This window comes from Streptomyces sp. NPDC001270, from assembly GCF_042896695.1.
In the GTDB taxonomy this organism is placed as follows: Bacteria; Actinomycetota; Actinomycetes; order Streptomycetales; family Streptomycetaceae; genus Streptomyces.
In genome coordinates this window covers 131093-153366 of sequence record NZ_JBIAXM010000013.1, presented here as the reverse complement: position 1 = coordinate 153366, position 22274 = coordinate 131093, and the positions used below count along the sequence as shown (strand labels likewise).

The window sequence follows — 22274 nt, the reverse complement described above, 5'->3', positions numbered from 1 at the left end:
CCGCACAGATCACGTGAAGATCACAGCCGTGAAAGGCTGTCATTTTCCCTTTCCGGCAAGGGTCTACGGCATTTCACACTCCGGTCGATCACCGGACAGGAGTGAACTCCACCGGCAAAGTGCGCAATCCACGCATGATGAGCCCGCCGCGCCACCGCAGATCGGTCGGATCCACCGCAAGTCGCAGGTCGGGGAGGCGGGTGAGGAGGGTGGCGAGCGCGGACTGGCCCTCCAGCCGGGCAAGCGGGGCGCCGAGGCAGTAGTGGATTCCGTGCCCGTAGCCGAGGTGTTGGTTGTCACGCCGGCCGAGATCGAGCACGTCCGGATCGGCGAACCGCTCCGGGTCCCGGTCCGCGGCGGCCAGGACGACCAGGACGGGGTCACCGGCCGCGATCCGCTGCCCGCCGATGTCGACCGGCTCGGTGGCGAACCGCCAGGTGGCCAGCTCCACCGGGCCGTCGTACCGCAGAAGTTCCTCCACCCCGCTCGCCAGCAGCGCCCGCTCCCCGGCCGCGAGGGACCGTTGCAGCCGGTCGCGCTGCCCGGCGTGGGTGAGCAGGGCGTAGGTGCCGTTGCCGATGAGGTTGACGGTCGTCTCGAACCCGGCGAACAGCAGGATGAAGGCCATCGCCGCCGCCTCGTTCTCGCTGAGGTGCTCGCCCTGGTCCGAGGCGCGGATGAGGCCGGAGATGAGGTCCTCGCCGGGCGCGGGCTCGGCGGGCAGCGCGGCGCGCTTGCGGTGGATCAGCTCGGCCAGGTAACCGCGCATCTTCTTCACCGACCGGGCCACCCCGCCCCGGGGCCCTCCCCCGTGCCGGATCATCATCCCCGCCCAGTCCCGGAAGTCGTCCTGGTCCTCACGGGGGACGCCGAGCAGGTCGCAGATGGCGTAGATGGGCAGCGGGAAGGCGAACTCATGGATGAGGTCGGCCGAGCCGCGGTCCGCGAACCGGTCGATGAGCTGATCGCTGAGCTGCTGCACGCGCGGGGCGAACTCGGCGACCCGCCGCGGCGTGAACGCCTTGCTGACCAGCCGCCGCAGCCGGGTGTGGTCTGGCGGATCGATATTGAGCAGATGTGTCATCAGCTCGGCCTTGCGCTCCCCCGGGATCCCGGTCTTGCCCCTGGCGTGCGCGGGCTCGTCGTGATGCGCCGGGTTCTTCGACAGCCGTGGATCGGCCAGCGCCTGCTTCGCGTCCGCGTAACGGGTGACCAGCCATGCCTCGACCCCGCTGGGCAGCTCCGTCCGGTGCACGGGGGCGTGCTCACGCAGCCAGGCGTACGCCGGGTAGGGGTCCGCGGCGAACTCCCAGGTGAAGAGGGAGGGCGCGGCGGGGGCGGAGGCCGGGGGGAGGGGCTGGTCGGTCACTCCTCGACGGTATCGGGCGCGGGCAGGTGGGAACGGCTCCGGTCCCACCAGTACCGGGCGCGGACCTCGTAGATCACGGCGAGCTGCCGGGCCGCCTCCGCCACGCCGCGCCGCGCCGCCACCTCCAGGTACGGGATCGCCTGCCCGTCGTCGCCGCGGCGCAGCAGCAGCGTCGCCAGCTGGAGGGCCGCGGGCTGATGCCCGAGGTCCGCGGCCCTGCGGTACCAGTCCTCCCGCTCCGCCCCCTCGGTCAGCGACGCGAACCGCATGATGACCGGGATGTCGCCCCCGTCCAACCGCGCACGCAGCGCGGCCCGTGCCGCGTCCAGGACGGCCGGGCGGTCGACCGCCCGGTCCCCGAGCAGCGTCCACCACACGTCGTCCGGAACGGGCGACAGGCCGCCCGACCGCAGCGCCTCCGCGACGAGCGCCCCGTACGCCCGCCACGTGCCGGTCTTCTCCCCCGCCACGAGCAGCCCCGATATCCCGAACATCGGCGCCGTGGCCCAGGCCAGCGCGGCCTCGAAGGGCTCCCGCTCCGCGCCGTGGGCCGGATAGCAGGCCGCCGCCCGCAGCAGCAGCTCCACCGGCACGGCCTCCGTGACACCGCACCGCACCAGGTCGACGGCCGCCCGCACCAGCAGCCGCCCGCGCGGATGCTCGGCCTGCGTGCCGAGGCGCTGCCACTCGTCGTACAGCAGGTGCCCGATCGCGAAGTAGGAGGCGGCGCCCTCCCGCCCGCTCCACAGGTAGGCCGGGTACGCGCGCGGGTCATCGGTGTGCCCGGCCAGCCGCTCCAGCTCCGCCTCGCTCCACTCCCGGGCCAGCTCGACCGTGCGGGCCAGCGCCAGCACGCTCTCCCCCGGGCCGGTCCCGGAACGCCGCCGGTAGTACTCCCCCGCGGACATCGTGCCGAGCACCACCACACCGCGGCCGGTGAAGCGCTGCAAGAGCCGCCGGTCCAGTCCGCCCGGACCGAGGTGGTCACTCAGCTCGTCGAGCCAGAGGACCCGCTTGCCCGGATCGTCCTTCAGCTCGCCGGGCAGCCTGCGCAGGTCGTCGTGCGGATCGGCGGCGTGCAGCAGGTAGCCCTCCGCCGCCAGCGACCGTACGGCGTGCCACGCGGTGTACGACTTGCCGGCGCACGGCTCGCCGAGGACCACCACCAGCCCGCCCCGCCCCAGCAGGTCCCGCAGTTCCGCGTCGCAGTCCCGGGGGACGTACGGCGGCACCTCCGCCAGTCCGGGGACGAGCCGGGTCGGCCGCACCCCGAACCACACCGGGTCGGCCTCGTCCACGGGACCCCACTGCCCGGTCGCGGGCCCCGGCACGGCCGGGTAGCTGAGGTACTGCACGCCGACCACCTGGCCGTGGAAGGTGGCGTCGCGGAAGTCGACGTGGTCGGCGGGCCGCGCCGACCCGTGGTCCTGGGCGAGCGCCTCCGGCGCGGGGTCGTGGACGGACGGTGCCGGTGCGGAGGCGCGGACGGGCGAAGCCGGTGCAGAGGCGCGGACGGGCGAGGCCGCTTCGGGGGCGTGGCCGGGCGAAGCCGGTGCGGGGGTGCCTGTGAGTGGGGCCGGTACGGGGGAGTCCACGAGTGGCGGTGGTGTGGGGGCGTCCGCTTGTGGGGCCGCGGCACGGATGTCCACGAGTGGGACCGGGGCGAGGGCGTCGGCGTTGTCGCGGGGGGTGGCTGAGCCGTTGGCCGTGTCGGAGTGGGCGGTCTCGGAGTAGGCGGTCTCGGGACGGGCCTCGTCGGAGTGGGTGGGGTCGGGGTGGGCGAGGTCGGATTGCGTGCCGTCGGGGATGGGTGTGCTGTCGGTGAGCGCTGCCTCGGAGAGTGCGTTGACGGAGTCGGGGCGGGGCGGGAACCACCGTTCGGGCGCGGGGCGGCCGGTGGTCCGCATCCGGTCGACCAGCCGACGGTAGGCGTCCGGGCTCTGCTCCCGCAGCGCGAGCAGGTAGCTGCGCAACGACTCACGGCTCGCATAGCCGGGGAACTGTAACTCCCTTTGCGCGTCCGGCATCTCCAGGAGCTTGCCCACGAGCCAGTCCAACTCCCGCTCCATGCAACGCCCCCACGCGTAGCCGCCACCCGTGTGGTCAACGGTACTCGCGGTTGATCCGCCCGGCGGCCTCCGAGCGCTTCCTGAGCGGGCCCCGGTCGATGGCCGAGCGCTCCGCCGGAAGTGGGCGCGACGCCACCGCGGGGTGCCGTCGTGCGTCTGCGGCGCCGTCGTGGCTCTCAGGCGTCCACCCCCTCCGCGGCCCGCACCGCGTCCCGGTAGGCCCGGGCCGCCGCCCGCAGCGCCGCCTCGGGGTCCACGCCCGCCGCCTCGGCCCCCGCCGCCAGCGCCAGCAGTTCGTAACCGATGCCCTCGCCGCTGGGCAGCGGCACCTCAAGACCGGCCGTGCGCACGCGGGAGGCGAGCTTGGCGGCCAGGGCGAGCCCGGGCTGGCCGAGCGGAACACCGTCGGTCACCGAGGCGCGCCGCTTCTCCTCCGCCTTCGTGCGCAGCCAGTGTTCCTTCACGTCCTCCGGGGTCTCGGCCGTCTCGTCGCCGAAGACGTGCGGGTGCCGGTGGATCAGCTTGGCGACGATGCCGCCGGCCACGTCGTCGACGGAGAAGGGCGCGTCGGTGTCCTCCTCGGCTATGCGGGAGTGGAAGACGACCTGGAGCAGGACGTCGCCCAGTTCCTCCCGCAGTTCGGCGCGGTCGCCGGCCTCGATCGCCTCGACGAGTTCGTACGCCTCCTCGATGCTGTACTTCGCCAGGCCCTCGTGGGTCTGCCGGGACGACCAGGGGCACTCGGCGCGGATGCGGTCCATGACCTGGACCAGGTCGAGCAGCCGGGCACCCGGCAGGTCGTACGAGGCGGGGAGCAGTTCCAGCTCGGGCATCCGGACACGGCCGGAGCCGGCGAGCCGGGCCAGTCCGTCGGTGAGGGCCGGTTCGCCCTCACCGGTCGCCACGACCGCCACCGTGTGCCCGCCGGCGCAGGCGTCGACCAGTTCCCCGGCGGTGGGGGATGCCTCGTCCACGGTTATGCCGGCCTCGCGCAGATAGGGCAGCTGCGGGTGGGCGCCGTCCGCGCACAGCACCCGGTCGGCGGCGCGCAGCGCCTGCCAGGCGGGCCAGGAGAGCAGGCCGGGCGCGACGCGGTGGCTGGTGGTGAGCAGGATGACGCGGCCCGGCAGGGCGTCCGGGCCCGGCTGCTGAGCGGCGGCGTCGAGGCTGGTGGTGTTCACGCATCGAACGTAACGCACACCCGCCGACCGCCCCGCGAGTTGTCCACAGGCCGGGGCGGTCGGTGCGATCGTATGACTGCGTCACTGGCGCAGACCCTCCGCTGCGGACGCCCCGGCGACCGGCTCCGCACCGTCAGGGGCTCCGCGTCCTCACCGGCTCCGCATCGTCACCCGCTCCGCATCCTCACCCGCGGCCGGCCCGCCGCAGCCGGCTACGCCGTCTGCTGCTGGGGCCCGTTCTCCGCGATCTCCCGCAGCCACGGCGTCTTCACGTCGACGCGGCTGCTCTTCTCGACGTCCCAGGCGCCGTAGCGCGGATTGAGGTCGACGTGGAGTTCCGCGGAAGCGGAGGACAGGGCCTTCCAGAAGGCGGGCGTCGTGGTGTCGGTACCGAGCTTCTGCGCGAGCTTCTGGGCCTCCAGCTGGAGCCGGAGGTTGCCGTCGAGCCGCCGGGGGGCTACGCCGTACCGCTGGAGCCACGTCGTCTCCAGCGCCGTCGCGCCGCCCGCCTGCTGCTCCAGGCTGGTGCGCATCTGCTGGACCTCCTTGCGGTCCACGGTGACGTGCTGGTCCTGTGCGGCGCGGTGCAGCACCCGGTCCAGGACCATGTTGTGCAGCGTGTCCCGGGTGAGGGCGCTGGTGGAGGCGAGGACCTGCTGGTACTGGGTCTCGTCGGGCACCGCGGCCTGCTGGGCCCGGCGCACCTCGTTCACCCGGCCCTCCAACTGGGCGACCGTGATCCGCTCACCGCCGACGACGGCCGCCGCGCCCGGATGCGCGTCGCTTCCACAGGCGGTGAGCAGGGGTGCCGCGGCGGCGATCGCGGCGGACAGGACGAGCGCGGTGCGACGGCGGCGGTGCAAGGGAGCCTCCCGAGGAGATTGTGCGACGGTGCACAAAGTCTTGCGGTGATCGATGGTAGGCAGTGGGCAGGCTCTGGCCAACCCATTGGACCAACGATTCGCCCAGTCTTCGGGTACCGCTGGTCGGCGCCGCCGTTCTGGACCGCCCCGCACCGCCGCCCCTCCGGCCTGCTGTTCCGGCCGCCGTAGCGGTCCTTCGTTCAGGCCAGAGGTCCGTCGTCGAGGTCCGTCGTCGAGGTCTGTCGATCGGCCCGTCGATCAGGTCCGCGTCCAGGTCCGTCGATCAGGTCCGCGTCCAGGCCCGTCGATCAGGTCCGCGTCCAGGCCCGTCGATCAGGTCCGCGTCCAGGTCCGTCGATCAGGTCCGTCGTTCGGCCTCCGGTGTTGTCGGCTCCTGAGGCCGCGCCGGTGTCGGGAGCCCGCTCAGCCGGTGATGGCGACGGGCGCGTCCCAGGCGTTGCGGTCGACGGTGATGGTGTAACCGCCCCGCGTCTCCTTGCTGTTGACCATGTACTGGTGCCCGCGGCTGTGGTTGGTGAACTGGGTCGCGCCCCACGGCCAGTCCGTGGTCGTGGTGTTCTTCTGGTCGTACAGCGCGTACCAGAGGTTGCCCGGCAGGTCGGTCTTGTTCGTCGCCGTGGCGATCGCCTTGGCGCTGGAGGAGGCGAAGCCGTAGTAGCCGCCGCGGTAGGTCTTGTCCCGCAGGGTCTTGGTGAAGGAGCGCACGTACGCCAGTACGGCGTCGTTGCACGACTTGTTCGTGATGTCGTACGACTCCATGTCGAGGTAGATCGGGCTGCCCGCCTTCATCCCGAGCGCGGCTGCCTTGGCCACGGCGTCCTTGCCGTCGGTCGCGCCGAGGGAGGTCGCGTTGGCGGCGGTGAGCTTCTCCGACTTGGTGCCGGTCTGGCAGGGCGGCTGGGCACCGACGTAGATCGGGATGAGCTTCCAGCCGACCGAACTGACGGACTTGACCCAGGAGGCGGTCAGGTTGGGCTGCGCGCAGCCTCGGTTCTTGCCGCCGACGTAGACGGCCGCTGCGCCGTAGAGGCCGCCCTTCCACGCCTTCATCGCGGCGAGCGACGGCGCGGTGCAGGCGTCGAAGGCGCGGCCCGTGTACGTCTTCTGCGCGGGCCAGGCCGTGGCCGCCATCGAGGTCTGCGCCGTGATCCCGGCGCCCGCGAGGACGGCGGCCCCCGCCACGCCCCACGTGATGTATCTACGTCTCTTCGACTGCCGGTGACCGGCCATCTCCACCCCTGGTTCACAGTGTTCGCGATGTTCGTGATGTTCGTGATGTTTGCGACGTTCACGATGTTCGTGACTTTCATGACATGCGCGGTGTTCGGCGCATGCGCGATGTCCACGACAGGTGGACGCTCGCGGCGTCCACCGAAAGATACTGAGCCCCCGGACGTGCCCCCCTGACGGGTCACACATCCGGCGCGGCAGCATCCGTACGGACCTGTACGCGTGCGGGATACGGACATGTACGCGTGCAGGCGTGCGCGCGGGACTTGGGCGGTGCCCGAAGAAGCAGCACCGTATCGGAGGCCGCCCGTCAGCCCGGGAAACAGTTCCTCTTGATCATGACAAGAATCTCTCCCGGCACGGCAAAGGAACTTTGCCCGGCACGGCTCACTTCGCGTGGAAGCGGGAAGGCGCCTTCGTCGGGTTGCCGCCGGTGGGGAGTTCCTCGTTCGGGCAGGCGGAGAGGACCTTCTCCATCGCGGACTGCTCCGCGGCCGTCACCCACAGCTCGTACTTCTTCTTCACCGCGACCTGGGCGGCGACGTACGCGCACCGGTAGGACTTGTCGGGCGGCAGCCAGGTCGCCGCGTCGCCGTCGCCCTTGCCGCGGTTGGTGCTCGCGTCGACGGCGAGCAGGTTGAGGGGGTCGTTGGCGAGGGCTATGCGCTTGCTGGCGTCCCAGTACTTGGCACCCTTCTGCCACGCGTCCGAGAGGGCGACGATGTGGTCGATGTCCACCTGGCTGCGGCCGCGCCGGTAGGTGACGTCCTTGCCGGAGTACGGGTCGGGTTCCAGCACGCCGGAGGAGACCTTGCAGTCGCCGCCGGTGAACTTCACCTCCCGCAGGTCGCGTTTGAGGATGTCGTCCCGGGTATCGCAGGAGTTGGAGTCGGTGTCGGCCCAAGCGGTGCCGAACCGGTCGCGGGCGTAACCGGTCTTCGGCGCACGGCCCTTGACGGTCAGTGACTTCGCCGCGGCGAGGGCCGCGCCCCCGCTCCCACCCCCGCTGCCGGTCCCTTCGGGTCCGGAGGAACCTTTTGTCTGGCCTTCCGTGCAGCCGGCCACGGCGAACAGTACGACGGCGGCGGTGACGGCCCCGCCCCTCAGACGCATCACGGCGCGTCCCCCTGGTTCTCTGCTCCGCCCCACCCTGGAGCAGATCGTTGCTGTCCCACCGTAGCGACCGGCCGGCGGGCAGCGCAGCGGGCTCACAGGGGCATTGGGGGCAGGCCGGGCGTATTCCGGTCGCGCTACGGGATACGCCGATCCCCGCCCCCTAGCTGCACGGATCCGCTACGGGCCGGGAACCGGCGCGGATCCGCTACCGGCCGGGGGACGGCATCGATCCCCTGCCGGCCAGGGGGATCGACAACCTACCGGCCAGGGGGCGGCATCGATCCGCCGCCGGGCCTGGCTCCGCCTCGATCCGCTACGAGCCGAGGATCGTGGTCAGGAATTCGCCGACCCAGGCCAGCAGTTCGCGGCCGACCAGGGGCTTGCCGCCCACCTTCGCGGTCTTCGGGCGGGGCACCAGGACCTGGTGGGCGGCCGGCTTGATGACGGTGCCCGGGTAGAGCCGCTTGAGCCGCAGTTCCTGCGACTCGCGCAACTCCACCGGCGCGAAACGGATGGTGGTGCCCTGGAGGACGACCTCGCCGACCCCGCAGGCGCGTGCGAGCATCCGCAGGCCGGCCACCAACAGCAGGTTCTCCACCGGCTCGGGCAACTTGCCGTAGCGGTCGGTGAGTTCCTCGCGCACGGACCTGATGTCGTCCTCCGAGTTGGCGGAGGCGATGGCCCGGTACGCCTGGAGGCGCAGCCGCTCGCCGGGCGCGTAGTCGTGCGGGACGTGCGCGTCGACGGGCAGCTCGATCTTGACCTCCAGCGGCGGCTCCTCCTCGATCTCGCCGGTCTCCAGCTGCCGCCGGTAGTCGGCGACGGCCTCGCCCACCATGCGGACGTACAGGTCGAAGCCGACGCCCGCGATGTGTCCCGACTGCTCGCCGCCGAGCAGGTTGCCGGCGCCGCGGATCTCCAGGTCCTTCATCGCGACGTACATGCCGGCGCCCATCTCGGTGTGCTGGGCGATGGTCGCGAGCCGTTCGTGCGCGGTCTCCGTGAGCGGCTTCTCCGGGGGGTAGAGGAAGTAGGCGTACCCGCGTTCGCGTCCGCGGCCCACCCGGCCGCGCAACTGGTGCAGCTGGGAGAGGCCGAAGGTGTCGCCGCGTTCCACGATCAGCGTGTTGGCGTTGGAGATGTCGATGCCGGACTCGACGATCGTCGTCGACACCAGTACGTCGAACTTCTTCTCCCAGAAGTCGACGACGACCTGTTCCAGCGCCGACTCCGACATCTGGCCGTGCGCGGTGGCGATGCGCGCCTCGGGGACGATCTCCCGCAGCCGGGCGGCGGCCCGGTCGATCGACTCGACCCGGTTGTGGATGTAGAAGACCTGGCCCTCGCGCAGCAGTTCGCGGCGGATCGCGGCGCCGATCTGCTTCTCCTCGTAGGGCCCGACGAAGGTCAGCACCGGGTGCCGCTCCTCCGGCGGGGTGGTGATCGTGGACATCTCACGGATGCCGGTGACCGCCATCTCCAGGGTCCTGGGGATCGGGGTCGCGGACATCGTCAGCACGTCGACGTTGGCGCGCAGCTTCTTCAGCTGCTCCTTGTGCTCGACGCCGAAGCGCTGCTCCTCGTCGACGATGACCAGGCCGAGATCCTTGAACCGGGTCTCCGAGGAGAACAGGCGGTGGGTGCCGATGACGACGTCGACGGCGCCCTCCTTCAGCCCTTCCAGGACCGTCTTGGCCTCGGTGTCGGTCTGGAAGCGGGACAGGGCACGCACGTTCACCGGGAACTGGGCGTAGCGCTCGCCGAACGTCCCGAAGTGCTGCTGCACCAGCAGCGTGGTCGGCACCAGCACCGCGACCTGCTTGCCGTCCTGCACCGCCTTGAACGCGGCCCGCACCGCGATCTCCGTCTTGCCGTAGCCGACGTCGCCGCAGACCAGCCGGTCCATCGGGACGGACTTCTCCATGTCCTGCTTGACCTCGGAGATCGTGGTCAGCTGGTCGGGCGTCTCGGCGTACGGGAAGGCGTCCTCCAGTTCGCGCTGCCAGGGGGTGTCCGTGCCGAAGGCGTGTCCGGGGGCGGCCATCCGCGCGCTGTACAGCTTGATCAGGTCGGCGGCGATCTCCTTGACGGCCTTCTTCGCGCGCGCCTTGGTCTTCGTCCAGTCCGCGCCGCCGAGCCGGTGCAGGGTGGGGGCCTCGCCGCCGACGTACTTGGTGATCTGCTCCAGCTGGTCGGTGGGGATGTAGAGGCGGTCGCCGGGCTGGCCGCGCTTGGCGGGGGCGTACTCGACGACCAGGTACTCGCGGGTGGCGCCCTGCACGGTGCGCTGCACCATCTCGACGTAGCGGCCGACGCCGTGCTGCTCGTGGACGATGTAGTCGCCCGGCTCCAGGGTGAGCGGGTCGATGGTCTTGCGGCGGCGGGTGGGCATCCGGGCGCCGTCCTTGCCGGCCGCCTTCTGACCCGAGAGGTCGGTCTCGGTGAGGACGGCGATCCGCAGGTCCGGGTCGACGAAACCGTAGTCGATCGAGCCGCACGCCACGTGCACGACGGACGGCGCGATCTCCCCGAGGTCGATGTCCAGGCGGGCGGCGACGCCCTCGCCGCCGAGCACCTCGACGGTGCGGGCGGCCGGTCCGTGGCCCTCGGTGACGAAGACCGTGCGCCAGCCGTCGGCGAGCCAGCCCTTGGTGTCGGCGAGCGCCTTCGCGGTGTCGCCGCGGTAGGTCTCCGTGGCGTGCATGCGCAGCTTGAGGGTGTCCGCGTCCCCCGCCGGCTCCCCCGTCGCGTCGGCGGCAGCCGTCAGGGACTCGTCGGCGGCGAACGGGGACACCGACCACCACATCATGTCCAGCGCGCGGGCCCGGTCCCGGACGTCGGCGATGGAGCGCAGGGAGGCCGCGCCGACGTCGATGGGGGCGTCGCCGCCGCCGGCGGTGGCCGCCCAGGACGCCTGGAGGAACTCCTGGGAGGTGGCGACGAGGTCGGCGGCGCGCGTGCGGACCCGCTCCGGGTCGCAGACGACGGCCATGGCGCCCGGCGGCAGGACGTCGAGCAGCAGCTCCATGTCGTCGACCAGCACGGGGGCCAGGGACTCCATGCCCTCGACCGCGATGCCCTCGGCGATCTTCCCGAGCAGTTCGCCCAGCTCGGGGTGGTCCTCGGCGAGGGTACGCGCACGCGCGCGTACGTCGTCGGTCAGCAGCAGCTCGCGGCAGGGCGGTGCCCACAGGCCGTGCTCGGCGACTTCCAGGGAGCGCTGGTCGGCGACCTTGAAGTAGCGGATCTCCTCGACGTCGTCGCCCCAGAACTCGATGCGCAGGGGGTGTTCCTCGGTCGGCGGGAACACGTCGAGGATGCCGCCGCGCACCGCGAACTCGCCGCGCTTCTCGACCAGTTCCACGCGCGCGTACGCGGCGGCGCCGAGCGCGTCCACGATCTGGTTCAGATCGGCGTTCTGACCGGTCCGCAGGGACACCGGTTCGAGGTCGCCGAGCCCCTTGACCTGCGGCTGGAGCACGGAACGCACGGGAGCGACGACGACGGAGACCGGGCCGGTGGCGGGGTCGTCGGGGCTGGGGTGGGCGAGGCGGCGCAGTACGGCGAGGCGGCGTCCGACGGTGTCGCTGCGCGGGCTGAGCCGCTCGTGCGGCAGGGTCTCCCAGGAGGGGTACTCGACGACGCGCTCCGCCTCCAGCAGCGAGCGCAGTGCGGCGGCCAGGTCCTCCGCCTCGCGGCCCGTCGCCGTCACGGCCAGCACGGGGCGGCCGGCCTCGCGGGCCAGCGCGGCGATCGCGAAGGGGCGGGCCGCCGGGGGACCGACCAGGTCGACGTGCATGCGGTTGCCGTCGGTCGCCGCCTTGATCGCTTCCGCGAGGGCGGCGTCCTTGACGACGGCGTCGAGCAGACCGTGCAGGCTCATGGAGGGGGTTTCCGTCCTGGTATGGGCAACGCGAATCACCCGACACGCGGGGCGGGCCTGGGGTGTCCAGCCTACGACGCCCGCGAAGCGTTCACCCAGGAGAGCGATCGACTCTACGGAGAGTGAACTGTACAGTTCTGCACATGAGTGCATCGTTCCCCATCACCGAGGCTCGCGCCCAGTTCGGGTCCCTCGTGCGCCGGACGGCGACCGCACGCGAGCGCATCACCATCACGGATCACGGTCAGGCCGCGACCGTGTTCATAAACCCTCAGGAGCTGGCGGAACTGGAGTCGCGACTTGAGGACCTGGAGGATCAACTGGCGCTGGCCCAGTACCGAGCCCGACAGGCCAGCGGTGAGGTCATCGGCATCCCGCAGGACGAAGCGCGCGCACGACTCGGGCTGGAGCGCCGGTGAACTACACGGTCCTCTGGGACGAACCGGCCCTCGACACGGCGGCCAAGTACCTGGCCGAAGACCCCGACGGCTTACGCCAGGTGTTCGCCGCCACCGATCGTCTCGCCTCCGATCCCCGACCATCGGAAACCGCCGAATACGGCTCGCGCAATCTGCGCCGGATGCGCGTCGGGCAGTACCGCGTCATGTACGAGATCACCGAGAGCACCGTCACCGTCCTGGTGATCCATCTCGGCCGTCGAACGGCATGACGAAGACCGGGCCCGGTGGATGATCCACCGGGCCCGGCCCCTCCCCCGCGCCCCCGTCCGCGGTGACTGTGGTCCGCTGGGCCGCTACTCGGTAGCGATCGCGTTCAGTACGTTCATCCGGCCCGCCCGGAACGCCGGGACCAGCGCGGCGAACAGGCCCACGAAGGCCGAGCCGACGAAGACGCCGATGATCGTCGGCCAGGGGATGTCCAGGACGCCCAGCCCCTCCAGGGCGAGCAGCTTCTGCGCGGTCGCCCCCCAGCCCATGCCCAGGCCGAGGCCGAGGAGGGCGCCGAAGAGGGCGATGACCACGGACTCCATCCGGATCATGCGGCGCAACTGGCGCCGGGAGAGGCCGATGGCCCGCATCAGGCCGATCTCCCGGGTCCGCTCGACCACCGACAGCGCCAGGGTGTTCACCACCCCCAGGATCGCCACGATGATCGCCAGGGCGAGCAGGCCGTAGACCATGTTCAGGAGCTGGCCGATCTGGTCCTTCAGTTCCTGCTTGTAGTCGGTCTGATTGCGCACCTGGTAGGTCGGGTACTTCTTGAGCGCCGTCTTCAGGGACGCGTACGCCTGCTTCGCCTGTCCGTCGTCGGCCTTCGCGAACATGATCACGTTCGGCGGGATCTGGCTCTTGGGAACGTACTTCTCCATGGTGGCGATGCTGGTGTAGCGGGCGCCCTGGTCGATCGCGGTGGAGTCGTCCGTGACGGCGGCCACCTTCAGCCTCGCCGTACGGCCGCCCTTGAAGGCGACGGTGATGCTGTCGCCGACGTGCACGCCGTGCTTCTTGGCGTAGTCGGAGCCCACCGACATGGCGTCGGTGCCGTAGGCGTTCTTCAGGGTGCCCTCGGTGGTCGGGCGCCGCAGGTCGTCGGCGTACGACGGGTCCGCGGCCGTGATGCCCGAGGTGTCCTTCTTGCCGTCGGCCGAGGTGAGGGTGGCGTCCAGCATCTTGTAGCGGGTGACGTGGGCCAGGCCCGGGGTCTGCTCGATGGCCTTCTCCGCCTGCGGGACGATCGGCTGGTTGCCCTCGATGATGAAGTCCGCGCCGACCGACTTGTCCAGTTCGCTGGTGGCGGAGGCGACCATGGAGGAGCCCACCACCGACAGACAGGCGACCAGCGCCAGGCCGATCATCAGGGCCGCGCCGGTGGCTCCGGTGCGCCGCGGGTTGCGCAGGGCGTTGCGCTCGGCCAGGCGGCCGACCGGCCCGAAGGCCCGCAGCAGGACCGCGCTGATCGCCCGGACGACGATGCCGGCCAGCAGCGGGCCGATGACGACGAAGCCGATCAGGGTCAGCACGACGCCCAGGCCGAGCACGAGCGAGCCGTCGCTCGCCTTGTGGGCACTGGCCGCCGCGTACAGGGAGGCCGCGCCGGCGCCGGTGAGGACCAGGCCGAGCAGTGCGCGGATCCAGCCCGAGCGGACGTCGGCCGGGGTGCCGGCGTCGCGCAGCGCGGCCATCGGGGAGACCTTGCCGGCCCGGCGGGCGGGCAGGTAGGCGGCCAGCACGGTGACGACCACGCCGAGCACCAGGCCCACCACCGGGGTGGTGGCCTTGACGGTCAGGTCCCGGGTCGACAGGTCCATGCCCGCCGCGCCCATGAGCTTCATCAGGCCGACCGCGATGCCGACGCCGGCGGCGACGCCCAGGACCGAGCCGACGAAGCCGAGCAGCAGCGCCTCGATCAGCACCGACCGGTTGACCTGCCCGCGGGAGGAGCCGATGGCCCGCATCAGCCCGATCTCCCGGGTCCGCTGGGCGACCAGCATCGAGAAGGTGTTGATGATCAGGAAGATGCCCACCAGGAACGCGATCCCGGCGAAGCCGAGCATGGCGTACTTGATGACGTCCATGAAGGAGCCGACGCTCTTGCGGTTCTCGTCGGCGTTCTCCTTGGCCGTCTGCACCTTGTAGGGCCCGGCCAGCGCCTGGACGACGTTCCGCTTGAGCTGGGCGTCGGAGACGCCGGCCGCGGCGGTGGCGTTGATCTGGGTGTACCGGCCGGTGGCGCCGAGCAGGTGGCGCTGCGCGGTGGGGGTGTCGAAGTAGACGACGGCGGCGCCGGGGTTGGTCACCTTGAAGGTGGCGATGCCGACGATCCGGGCCGTGAAGTCACCGGTCTGCGCGATGGTGCGCAGTTCGTCGCCGATCTTCAGATGGTGCTTGTCGGCGGTGTCCGCGTCGACCATCGCCTCGGTCGGGCCGCGCGGGGCGTGCCCGGAGGTGATCTCCATGGACCGCAGGTCGTTGCTGGTCCAGTTGCCGGCGATGGTGGGTGCGCCGGAGGTGGCGCCCACGTTGTCGTTGTCGCCGTCGACGACGGTCACCTGCGTCGAACTGACCGCGCCCTCGGCCGACTTGACGCCGTCCACGGACTTGACGCGGTCCAGCGCGGCGGTGGACAGGGACAGCGGCACGCCGTTCTGCGGGGTCTGATCGGTCTTGGCGTCCTTGGGCGAGACGGTGACGTCGGACGCGGTCACCGCGAACAGCTTGTCGAACGTCGTGTTCATGGTGTCGGTGAACACCAGCGTGCCGCACACGAACGCGACCGAGAGCAGCACGGCTATCGCCGACAGCGCCATGCGTCCCTTGTGCGCGAAGAAGTTGCGCAGCGAGGTCTTCAGGACGGTCATGACGTACGCCCCCGGGCGTCGAAGTCCTTCATGCGGTCCAGGACCTGTTCGGCGGTGGGCTGGTGCATCTCGTCGACTATGCGGCCGTCGGCGAGGTAGAGGGCCCGGTCCGCGTAGGAGGCGGCCACCGGGTCGTGGGTGACCATCACGATGGTCTGGCCCAGTTCGTCCACCGACCTGCGCAGGAAGCCCAGCACCTCGGCGCCCGCCCGGGAGTCGAGGTTTCCGGTCGGCTCGTCACCGAAGATGATCTCGGGCCGGGCGGCCAGCGCGCGGGCCACGGCGACCCGCTGCTGCTGCCCGCCGGACAGCTGGGTGGGCCGGTGCTTGAGCCGGCCGGCCAGTCCGACGGTCTCCACGACCCGGTCCAGCCACGCCCTGTCCGGTTTCCGGCCGGCGATGTCCATGGGCAGGGTGATGTTCTCGATCGCGTTCAGCGTCGGCAGCAGGTTGAACGCCTGGAAGATGAACCCGATCCGGTCCCGGCGCAGTTGGGTGAGCTTCTTGTCCTTCAGACCGGTGATCTCGGTCTCGTCCAGGTAGATCTGCCCGGCGGTCACCGTGTCGAGACCGGCCAGGCAGTGCATCAGAGTGGACTTGCCGGACCCCGAGGGGCCCATGATCGCGGTGAACTGGCCGCGGGCGATGTCCACGTCGACGTGGTCGAGTGCGACGACCCGGGTCTCCCCGGAGCCGTACGCCTTGACGACCTGCCGCGCCCGCGCGGCAACGGCCGTACGCTCTCCAGTACCCCCATGCCTGGGAATGGTCACAGCCGATGTCACGGTAAGTCTCCTATGTCGGTTTGCTCGTGGTATGCCGGTGCCGGTAGGCGTGTGAAGACGCGCAGCAGTACGACGATGAGTCTCATGGCCGACGGGGGTGCGACGCGCTGGTGCGCGGCCCCGTCTTCTCCTGGGGAAAACCCCACCCCCGCCGTTGGGAGCGTCGCCCCCCAGCGACGTAAAGCCAGACTAAGGACGACGGCCACGGCGTTGCGTCCTCCGCCGGTACGAACCCTCCCCCGGTCCCAGTACGGAGGTCCCCCTAAGGGTCGTCCACCACCGGGTGGACCTCCTCCGGCGGCCTGTCCACCCCTCCTCCGATGCCGTCTCCACCCCGCCGGCGACGGCAGCCGCTCGCCCACCCGGACGTCCACGCCCTCCCGTCCAGGACGTCCACGCCCTACTGCCCGGAACGTCCACGCCCTTCCCCCCAGGACGTCCACGCCCTCCCGTCCAGGAAGTCTGCGCCCTCCCGCGGCGTCAGGCTCAAGTGGGAAGCTGTGTACGGCGAACAGCTGTACAGGGCCACAGAACAGGGGAGGGACTCCGGGTGAGCCGCACGAAACCCGCGGTACGGGACGCCGCTCAGCAGACCGGAACGAGCCGTCGGGGCGCGGTCGTCGCGGCCCTCATGCTCGCGATGGCACTGGCCGCACTCGACTCCACCATCGTCTCCACGGCCGTCCCGCAGATCGTCGGCGACCTCGGCGGCTTCTCCGTCTTCTCCTGGCTGTTCTCCGGCTATCTGCTCGCCGTCACCGTCACCCTCCCCGTCTACGGCAAGCTCTCCGACACCTTCGGCCGCAAACCGGTCCTGGTCGCGGGCGCGATCGTCTTCCTCATCGGTTCACTGCTGTGCGCGCTCGCCTGGAACATGGGGGCGCTGATCGCGTTCCGCATCGTGCAGGGCCTGGGCGGCGGGGCCCTACAGGGCACGGTGCAGACCCTCGCGGCCGACCTGTACCCGCTGAAGGAACGCCCGAAGATCCAGTCCAAGCTCTCCACGGTGTGGGCGGTGTCCGCGGTCGCGGGCCCCGGACTCGGCGGCGTCCTCGCCGCCTACGCGGACTGGCGGTGGATCTTCCTGGTCAACCTGCCCATCGGCGCGGCGGCCCTGTGGCTCATCGTCCGCCACCTCCACGAGCCCGCACGCGAGCCGCGCAGCACCCCGCGCATCGACTGGGCCGGCGCGCTCGCGGTGTTCGCGTGCGGCGGGGCGCTGCTGACCGCGCTGGTGCAGGGCGGCGTGGCCTGGGCCTGGCTGTCCGCACCGTCCCTCGCACTGTTCGCCACGGGCCTCGCCCTGGTCGCGGTCGTGGTGTGGGTGGAACGCCGGGCGGCGGAACCGATCATCCCCGGCTGGGTGTGGCACCGCCGCACCATCGCGGCCGTCAACCTCGCCCTGGGCGCGCTGGGCCTGCTGATGGTGGCACCCACGGTGTTCCTGCCGACGTACGCGCAGTCGGTGCTGGGCCTCGCCCCCGTGGCCGCCGGATTCGTGCTCTCCGTCTGGACGCTGACCTGGCCGGTGTCCGCGGCCCTGAGCCAGCACGTGTACCGGCGCATCGGCTTCCGCGACACCGCGCTGATCGGCATCGGCACGGCCGCGCTGATCCTGTTCGCGTTCCCGTTCCTGCCCTACCCGGGCGCGGCCTGGCAGCCGACGCTGCTGATGCTGCTGCTCGGCGCCGCGCTCGGCCTGTTCCAACTGCCGCTGATCGTCGGCGTCCAGTCGACGGTCGGCTGGGCGGAGCGCGGCACGGCCACCGCCTCCATCCTCTTCTGCCGGCAGACCGGCCAGACCATCGGCGCCGCGCTGTTCGGCGCCATCGCCAACGGCGTCCTGGCCGCCCGCCTCGGCGGCGCGGGCGACCTGGACTCGGTCACCCGCTCCCTGGACGACGGCACCGCCGCGGAAGCCACCCGGCACGCGATAGCCGACGCGGTGCACGCGGTGTACCTGGGAGCGGCCTGCGCGGCGGCCCTGGCCTTCCTGGTCCTGCTGCTCCTCGCCCCGCGCCGCTTCCCGGTACTGAAGGACTGACAGCGACGACCGCCCGCGGCTCCGCCCGAGGGCCTGCCACAAGGACGGACGCCGGACATGAAGACCGGGCGTGACGCACGGGCATGACGACCGGGCACGACGTACGGCCATGACGACCGGGCATGGCGACCGGGCACGACGACCGGGCACGACGTACGGCCATGACGACCGGGCATGGCGACCAGGCACGACGTCCGGCCGCCGCGGGCGCGGGTCACTCCCAGGCGGTACGCCCCGTCAAGGAGGTGAGGCTGTCGCGCACGCAGTCCATCTGCGCCTGCATCTCGTCCCACACCTCACCGTGCTCACGCAGCACCCGCTCGGTCTCCCGCGCGATCCGCTCCTCCTGCACCCGCGCCTCGGCGACGACCTCGGCGGCCCGCACGTGCGCCTCCTCCTGGTACCGGCGCGCCTCCTCCTGCGCCACCCCGAGCTCCCGCTGCGCCGCGACCAGCGCGGCCTCGGCCCGGACCACCGCCTCGGCGTCCCCGGTCTCCCGCGCCGCGGCCAGCTCAAGCTCCTCGTGATCCACCGCCGCCCACACCGCGGCCTGCTCCTTGGTCTGTTCGGCGAGCATCCCCGCGGTCCGCTGCCGCACCTCCCGCAGCGCGGCAAGGGCCTCACCCCGCTGCTCCTTCACCGCACGCCGGCAACCGATGCGGATCTCGTCCGCCTCGGCCCGCGCCGCGAGCAGCAATCGACGAGCCCGTTCCTCGGCCTCCTCGCGGACCACGACCGCCTCCTCCTCCGCCGGCCGACGCACGCCGAGCGCGTACTCCTCGGCCCGCGCCACCACCTCCCGCGCGTCCTGCCGGGCCGACTCCCGCAGCGCCGCCGCCTCCTCCTCGGCCAGCCGGAAGATCTGCCGCGGCCCCTCGCCGAGCGTCTCGTACGTCTGCGGCACCGCCCCCGCGGCGGCCTCCCGCAGCCGGTCCGCCGCCGCCTCCATGTCCCTGGCCAGTACGGTCAGCCGCGCAGCCCGCTCCCACGCCGCGTCCCGCTCCTGCGAGAGCGCCGCCAGGTACGCGTCCACCTGCCCCGCGCGGTAGCCGCGCCCCCGGACGGTCAGGAAGCCGTGCGACGACATCCATGCGCTGCTCATCCTGGGAACCCCTCTCCGTCGAACACACACGACATCATGATTTCGACGCACAACAGGATGAAACAGGCAGAACTAGTAATCAGCCGCAAATGTTTACGACACGCGAAAGGGCCGGGTCCGATCACTCGACCGGACCCGGCCCCACGGGCTCACCTGGACGCGACTACAACAGGCCGTCCCACATCTGCTCCAGCAGCACCGACCACCAGCTCTCCGGCGAACCGAGCGCCGCCGGGTCCAGCGAGGCGAGCTGCGCCTGGAAGTCGACGGTCCAACGGCCCGCCTGCTCCTGGTTCAGCCCGTACCGCAGCCGCCACATCCGGCCGAGCAGCGCCAGACAGCGCACGAACTCCGGCAGCCCGGTGTTCACGAACTGCGGCGGCACGGACACCCCGCCCGGCCCCGCCTCCATCGGCACGGCGACGATGTTCGCCGTGCCGTACTGCACGCAGACCGACCGGCCGAAGTCGGTACCCATCACCAGGTACGAGGCCGCGTCCAAAGCGGCCCGCACCCCCCGCTCCTGCGCCAGCTCCGCCAGCGTCGGCACCGGGCGGCCCGGCTGGGTCTGCGCCCAGAAGAACGGACCCAGGTCCATCGGCAGCCCGGCCACGACCAGCGTGTGCGCCACCACCGGCGGCACCCCCTGCCGGTCCACCGCGGCCTGCTCGAACCGGTACACGCCCGGCCCGAACACCGCCGCCAGCTCCTGCGCGATCCCCTCCGGCGGGACCGGCGGCGCCACCTGCACCGGCGGCAGCGGCGCCCGCACCGGCCCCGGCCGCGCGGGCCCGTCCGCCACCTGGTGCAACTCACCCTGGTGCGCGAGCAGTTGCCGCACGCCCTGCTGCCGGCTCGCGTGGTCCGTACCGTACGGCGCGATGCTCGTGATCCGCGCCTGCGGCCACTGCTCCCGGATCATCCGCGCACAGTAGGCGCCCGGCAGTTCGCAGGACTCCAGCTCCGTGTGGAGTTCGAGCACCTGGTCCGGCGGGACGTTCATGGCACGCAACTCGTGGAAGATCTGCCACTCCGGGTGCGGCATGCCCGGCGCAGACCGCCGGATCAACTGCTGCTCGGAACCGTCCTGCGCGCGATAGCGCAGCACGGCCTGATAGCCCGGACCGACCGTCGGCTGCGCCTGCTGCGGATAGCCGTACGCGGGGGGCTGCCCGGGGGACGGCTGTGCGGGGGCGGGCTGTACGGGGGCGGGCTGCCCCGGCACGGATTGCCCCGGCACGGGCTGAGCAGGCGGAGGGCCTCCCGGTACGGGCTGGCCTGCGGCGGGTTGACCTGGGACGGACTGCTGCGGAGCCGGTCGGCCCGGTACCGGCCGGCCCGGCATGGGCTGTCCCGACCCAGCCTGCCCCGGTGCCGGCCCGGCGGGCGGCGGGACCGCACCCGGCGGCATCGACAGCGGCGGGCCCGGCGGCATTCCGGGCGCCTGCGGCGGCGCGGGCGTGCCCGGGCCGGCCACCTGGCGCGCGGCCAGCATGGTCTCCTCATGGTGCACCGACGGCTGGGGGGCCGCGCCGGGTACCGGAGGCGCACCGGGGACGGCCGACGGGTTCGGCACGCCCGGAGCACCCGGGGACGGCGGAGCACCCGCAGGCCGCGGGGCGCCGGGAGACCGCGGGACGTCCCCACCCGTGCCGTCGCCGAGGTCCGGCCGGTTCATGCCGGCGAACACGGTGGCCGCGTGGTGCACGGTGCCGGGCGGGGTGCCGCCCGGGGCACCGGGCGGCTTCGGTGCGCCGGACGCACCGGGACCGGCACCACCCGGACCGTCGGCGCCGTGCGGCGGCACGAACTGCGCGGGCGCGTGACCGCCCGGCGGCACACCCGGCGTACCGGGCCCCGCGGCGGGCGGGGGCGCGCTCCCCGGCCGCGCACCCGGGCCGCCCGGAGCACCCGGCGGCGGAGGCGGCCCACCCGGACCACCGCCCCCACGGCGCGGCGGCACGGCCCTGCTCGTGGCGGCGCCCGTGAGGTCACCCGCGCCCGCCACGAGCGGCGTACTGCCAGGAGGCGGCGCGGTGGGCCCCTGCGGATGAGAAGGACCACCCGGCGCCGCACCCGGCACCGCGGCTCCGGGAGCCACCGGCCCCTGCGGATAGCCGTACGAGGGCACGCCCGGCGGAGCCGGCGGCGCACTGCCCCGCGGCGGAACCGGCGAGGGCGGCGGCACGCTCCCCTGCGGCACCCCCGGCGCGGCCGGCGGCGTACTGCCCCGCGGCGCACCAGGCGGCGCAGGCGGCAGCGCGCTCCCCTGCGGAGTCGGCACGGGCGGCGGCGTGCTGCCCTGAGGACCGCCCGGCGTCCTAGGCGCGCCCGGGACGCCGGAGCGCGGCTCGATCGCCGTACGCGGCAGTTGACTGCCACCCGGCATCAGGGCCGTCCTCGCATCCGGCGCGACGGCGGGCGGCTCGGGATCGTCGTCCGAGTCGCCCAGCGGCGGCGCGAACACCGTCTGGGGCAGCGGCACGGAACGGTCCTCGCCGAAGTCCGCGTTGGTGTCCGTACCCGTCCAGGGCGTCGCCCCCACGGGCACGGACGGCGAGACCGCACCGGCACCCGCCCCGTCACCGGCACCCCCGGCCGCCGGCCACCTCGGACCGGAACCACCGGCCGCCGCCGACCCGGTACCGGACGAACCACCAGTCCCAGCACCGGTACCGGTGCCGACGCTGGTACCGCCAGTACCGGCCGACCCGCCGGAACCCGCACCAGAAGACCCACCGGAACCGGCCCCCGCCCCCGACACCACACCCGCGCCCGCCGACGACCCCTGCGCCACGGACGGCGGCACCACACCCCCGGCCGACGACCCCGGCAGCCCACCCCCACCCGGCGAACCCCCCGAAGAACCGCCGGAAGATCCCCCCGAAGACCCCCCGGACGAACGCCCCTCCGACATCCCCAGCTTGTCCGCCGCCTCCTGCAACCACTCCGGCGGACTCAGCAGGAACGACGTCTGATGGAGATCCACCCGCGCCGCAGGCGCCCGCGGCCCCCCGGCCTCGTGCGCCGACCGGCCGTACTCCTCCTCGAACCGACGGATCACCTCCCCCACCGGCAACGCCGGCCACAACGTGGCCTCCCCGCTGTCCCGGGCGATCACCAGCCGCTGGGCACCCTCGTCCGAACGCGGCCCCGCGGCCCGGTCCTCACCCCACACCACGAAACCGAGATCGAACTCCCGCACCCGCACCTCACGATGCTGGTACGCGGGCACATCCCCGTTGATCCACTCCTCCGCGCGTTCCTGCGCCTGCGCAAACGTCACCATCGC

14 protein-coding genes are annotated in these 22274 nt (G+C 72.4%); 3 read left to right on the top strand and 11 right to left on the bottom strand.

Annotated features, from left to right (window positions below):
- Positions 1-88: 88 nt before the first annotated feature.
- From ACFY2B_RS22885 to mfd, 7 genes are all read right to left on the bottom strand, one after another.
- Complete coding sequence (locus ACFY2B_RS22885; RefSeq protein WP_390764924.1) at positions 89-1369, bottom strand: cytochrome P450; 1281 nt, start codon at positions 1367-1369, stop codon at positions 89-91.
- Positions 1366-3438 carry a hypothetical protein gene (locus ACFY2B_RS22880; RefSeq protein ID WP_390764923.1) on the bottom strand — a complete coding sequence of 691 codons (2073 nt, stop codon included), beginning with the start codon at positions 3436-3438 and terminating at the stop codon, positions 1366-1368. The genes ACFY2B_RS22885 and ACFY2B_RS22880 overlap by 4 nt, the downstream gene beginning before the upstream one ends.
- Before the next feature lie 176 nt (positions 3439-3614).
- Positions 3615-4619 (bottom strand): nucleoside triphosphate pyrophosphohydrolase, encoded by a 1005-nt coding sequence (locus tag ACFY2B_RS22875; RefSeq protein ID WP_390764922.1) that lies wholly within the window; start codon positions 4617-4619, stop codon positions 3615-3617.
- Between the two features lie 212 nt (positions 4620-4831).
- Complete coding sequence (locus ACFY2B_RS22870) at positions 4832-5482, bottom strand: SurA N-terminal domain-containing protein (protein WP_390764921.1); 651 nt, start codon at positions 5480-5482, stop codon at positions 4832-4834.
- 423 nt (positions 5483-5905) lie between these two features.
- Positions 5906-6733, bottom strand: a complete 828-nt coding sequence (locus ACFY2B_RS22865; protein ID WP_390764920.1) for a glycoside hydrolase domain-containing protein — start codon at positions 6731-6733, stop codon at positions 5906-5908.
- 387 nt (positions 6734-7120) lie between these two features.
- The gene (locus tag ACFY2B_RS22860) at positions 7121-7846 is read right to left on the bottom strand and encodes an HNH endonuclease family protein (protein WP_390765049.1); all 726 of its coding nucleotides are present in this window, start codon (positions 7844-7846) and stop codon (positions 7121-7123) included.
- Between the two features lie 316 nt (positions 7847-8162).
- On the bottom strand, positions 8163-11732 hold the full coding sequence (mfd, locus tag ACFY2B_RS22855) for a transcription-repair coupling factor (RefSeq protein ID WP_390764919.1): 3570 nt from the start codon (positions 11730-11732) through the stop codon (positions 8163-8165).
- A gap of 143 nt (positions 11733-11875) precedes the next feature.
- Here mfd and ACFY2B_RS22850 point away from each other — a divergent pair, with 143 nt between their 5' ends.
- Together ACFY2B_RS22850 and ACFY2B_RS22845 are read left to right on the top strand one after the other, a co-directional pair.
- Positions 11876-12151 (top strand): type II toxin-antitoxin system Phd/YefM family antitoxin, encoded by a 276-nt coding sequence (locus ACFY2B_RS22850; RefSeq protein ID WP_376532066.1) that lies wholly within the window; start codon positions 11876-11878, stop codon positions 12149-12151.
- Positions 12148-12402: a type II toxin-antitoxin system RelE/ParE family toxin gene (locus ACFY2B_RS22845; protein WP_390764918.1), complete on the top strand. Its 255-nt coding sequence runs from the start codon at positions 12148-12150 to the stop codon at positions 12400-12402. The genes ACFY2B_RS22850 and ACFY2B_RS22845 overlap by 4 nt, the downstream gene beginning before the upstream one ends.
- Before the next feature lie 84 nt (positions 12403-12486).
- Here the strand turns inward: ACFY2B_RS22845 and ACFY2B_RS22840 are convergent, their stop codons facing one another.
- Both ACFY2B_RS22840 and ACFY2B_RS22835 read right to left on the bottom strand, forming a co-directional pair.
- Positions 12487-15051, bottom strand: coding sequence for an ABC transporter permease (locus tag ACFY2B_RS22840; RefSeq protein ID WP_390764917.1), 2565 nt, complete (start codon positions 15049-15051; stop codon positions 12487-12489).
- A complete protein-coding gene (locus ACFY2B_RS22835) occupies positions 15048-15836 on the bottom strand; it encodes an ABC transporter ATP-binding protein (RefSeq protein WP_390764916.1) in 789 nt (262 codons plus the stop codon). Before ACFY2B_RS22835 ends, ACFY2B_RS22840 begins: the two co-directional genes overlap by 4 nt.
- 550 nt (positions 15837-16386) lie before the next feature.
- On the opposite strand from ACFY2B_RS22835, the gene ACFY2B_RS22830 reads away from it, so the two are divergent.
- Positions 16387-17880, top strand: coding sequence for an MFS transporter (locus ACFY2B_RS22830; RefSeq protein WP_390764915.1), 1494 nt, complete (start codon positions 16387-16389; stop codon positions 17878-17880).
- Between the two features lie 214 nt (positions 17881-18094).
- On the opposite strand, the gene ACFY2B_RS22825 is transcribed toward ACFY2B_RS22830, so the two are convergent.
- Complete coding sequence (locus ACFY2B_RS22825) at positions 18095-18982, bottom strand: cellulose-binding protein (RefSeq protein ID WP_390764914.1); 888 nt, start codon at positions 18980-18982, stop codon at positions 18095-18097.
- Positions 18983-19145: 163 nt separating this feature from the next.
- The gene (locus ACFY2B_RS22820; protein WP_390764913.1) at positions 19146-22271 is read right to left on the bottom strand and encodes an SUKH-4 family immunity protein; all 3126 of its coding nucleotides are present in this window, start codon (positions 22269-22271) and stop codon (positions 19146-19148) included.
- Positions 22272-22274: the final 3 nt, after the last annotated feature.

Excerpts from the sequence above, each read along its gene's own strand:
- mfd (WP_390764919.1), bottom strand. The coding sequence starts at position 11,732 with ATGAGCCTGCACGGTCTGCTCGACGCCGTCGTCAAGGACGCCGCCCTC.
- ACFY2B_RS22840 (WP_390764917.1), bottom strand. The coding sequence starts at position 15,051 with ATGACCGTCCTGAAGACCTCGCTGCGCAACTTCTTCGCGCACAAGGGA.
- ACFY2B_RS22820 (WP_390764913.1), bottom strand. The coding sequence starts at position 22,271 with ATGGTGACGTTTGCGCAGGCGCAGGAACGCGCGGAGGAGTGGATCAAC.
- ACFY2B_RS22860 (WP_390765049.1), bottom strand. The coding sequence starts at position 7,846 with ATGCGTCTGAGGGGCGGGGCCGTCACCGCCGCCGTCGTACTGTTCGCC.
- ACFY2B_RS22880 (WP_390764923.1), bottom strand. The coding sequence starts at position 3,438 with ATGGAGCGGGAGTTGGACTGGCTCGTGGGCAAGCTCCTGGAGATGCCG.
- ACFY2B_RS22865 (WP_390764920.1), bottom strand. The coding sequence starts at position 6,733 with ATGGCCGGTCACCGGCAGTCGAAGAGACGTAGATACATCACGTGGGGC.
- ACFY2B_RS22825 (WP_390764914.1), bottom strand. The coding sequence starts at position 18,982 with ATGAGCAGCGCATGGATGTCGTCGCACGGCTTCCTGACCGTCCGGGGG.
- ACFY2B_RS22850 (WP_376532066.1), top strand. The coding sequence starts at position 11,876 with ATGAGTGCATCGTTCCCCATCACCGAGGCTCGCGCCCAGTTCGGGTCC.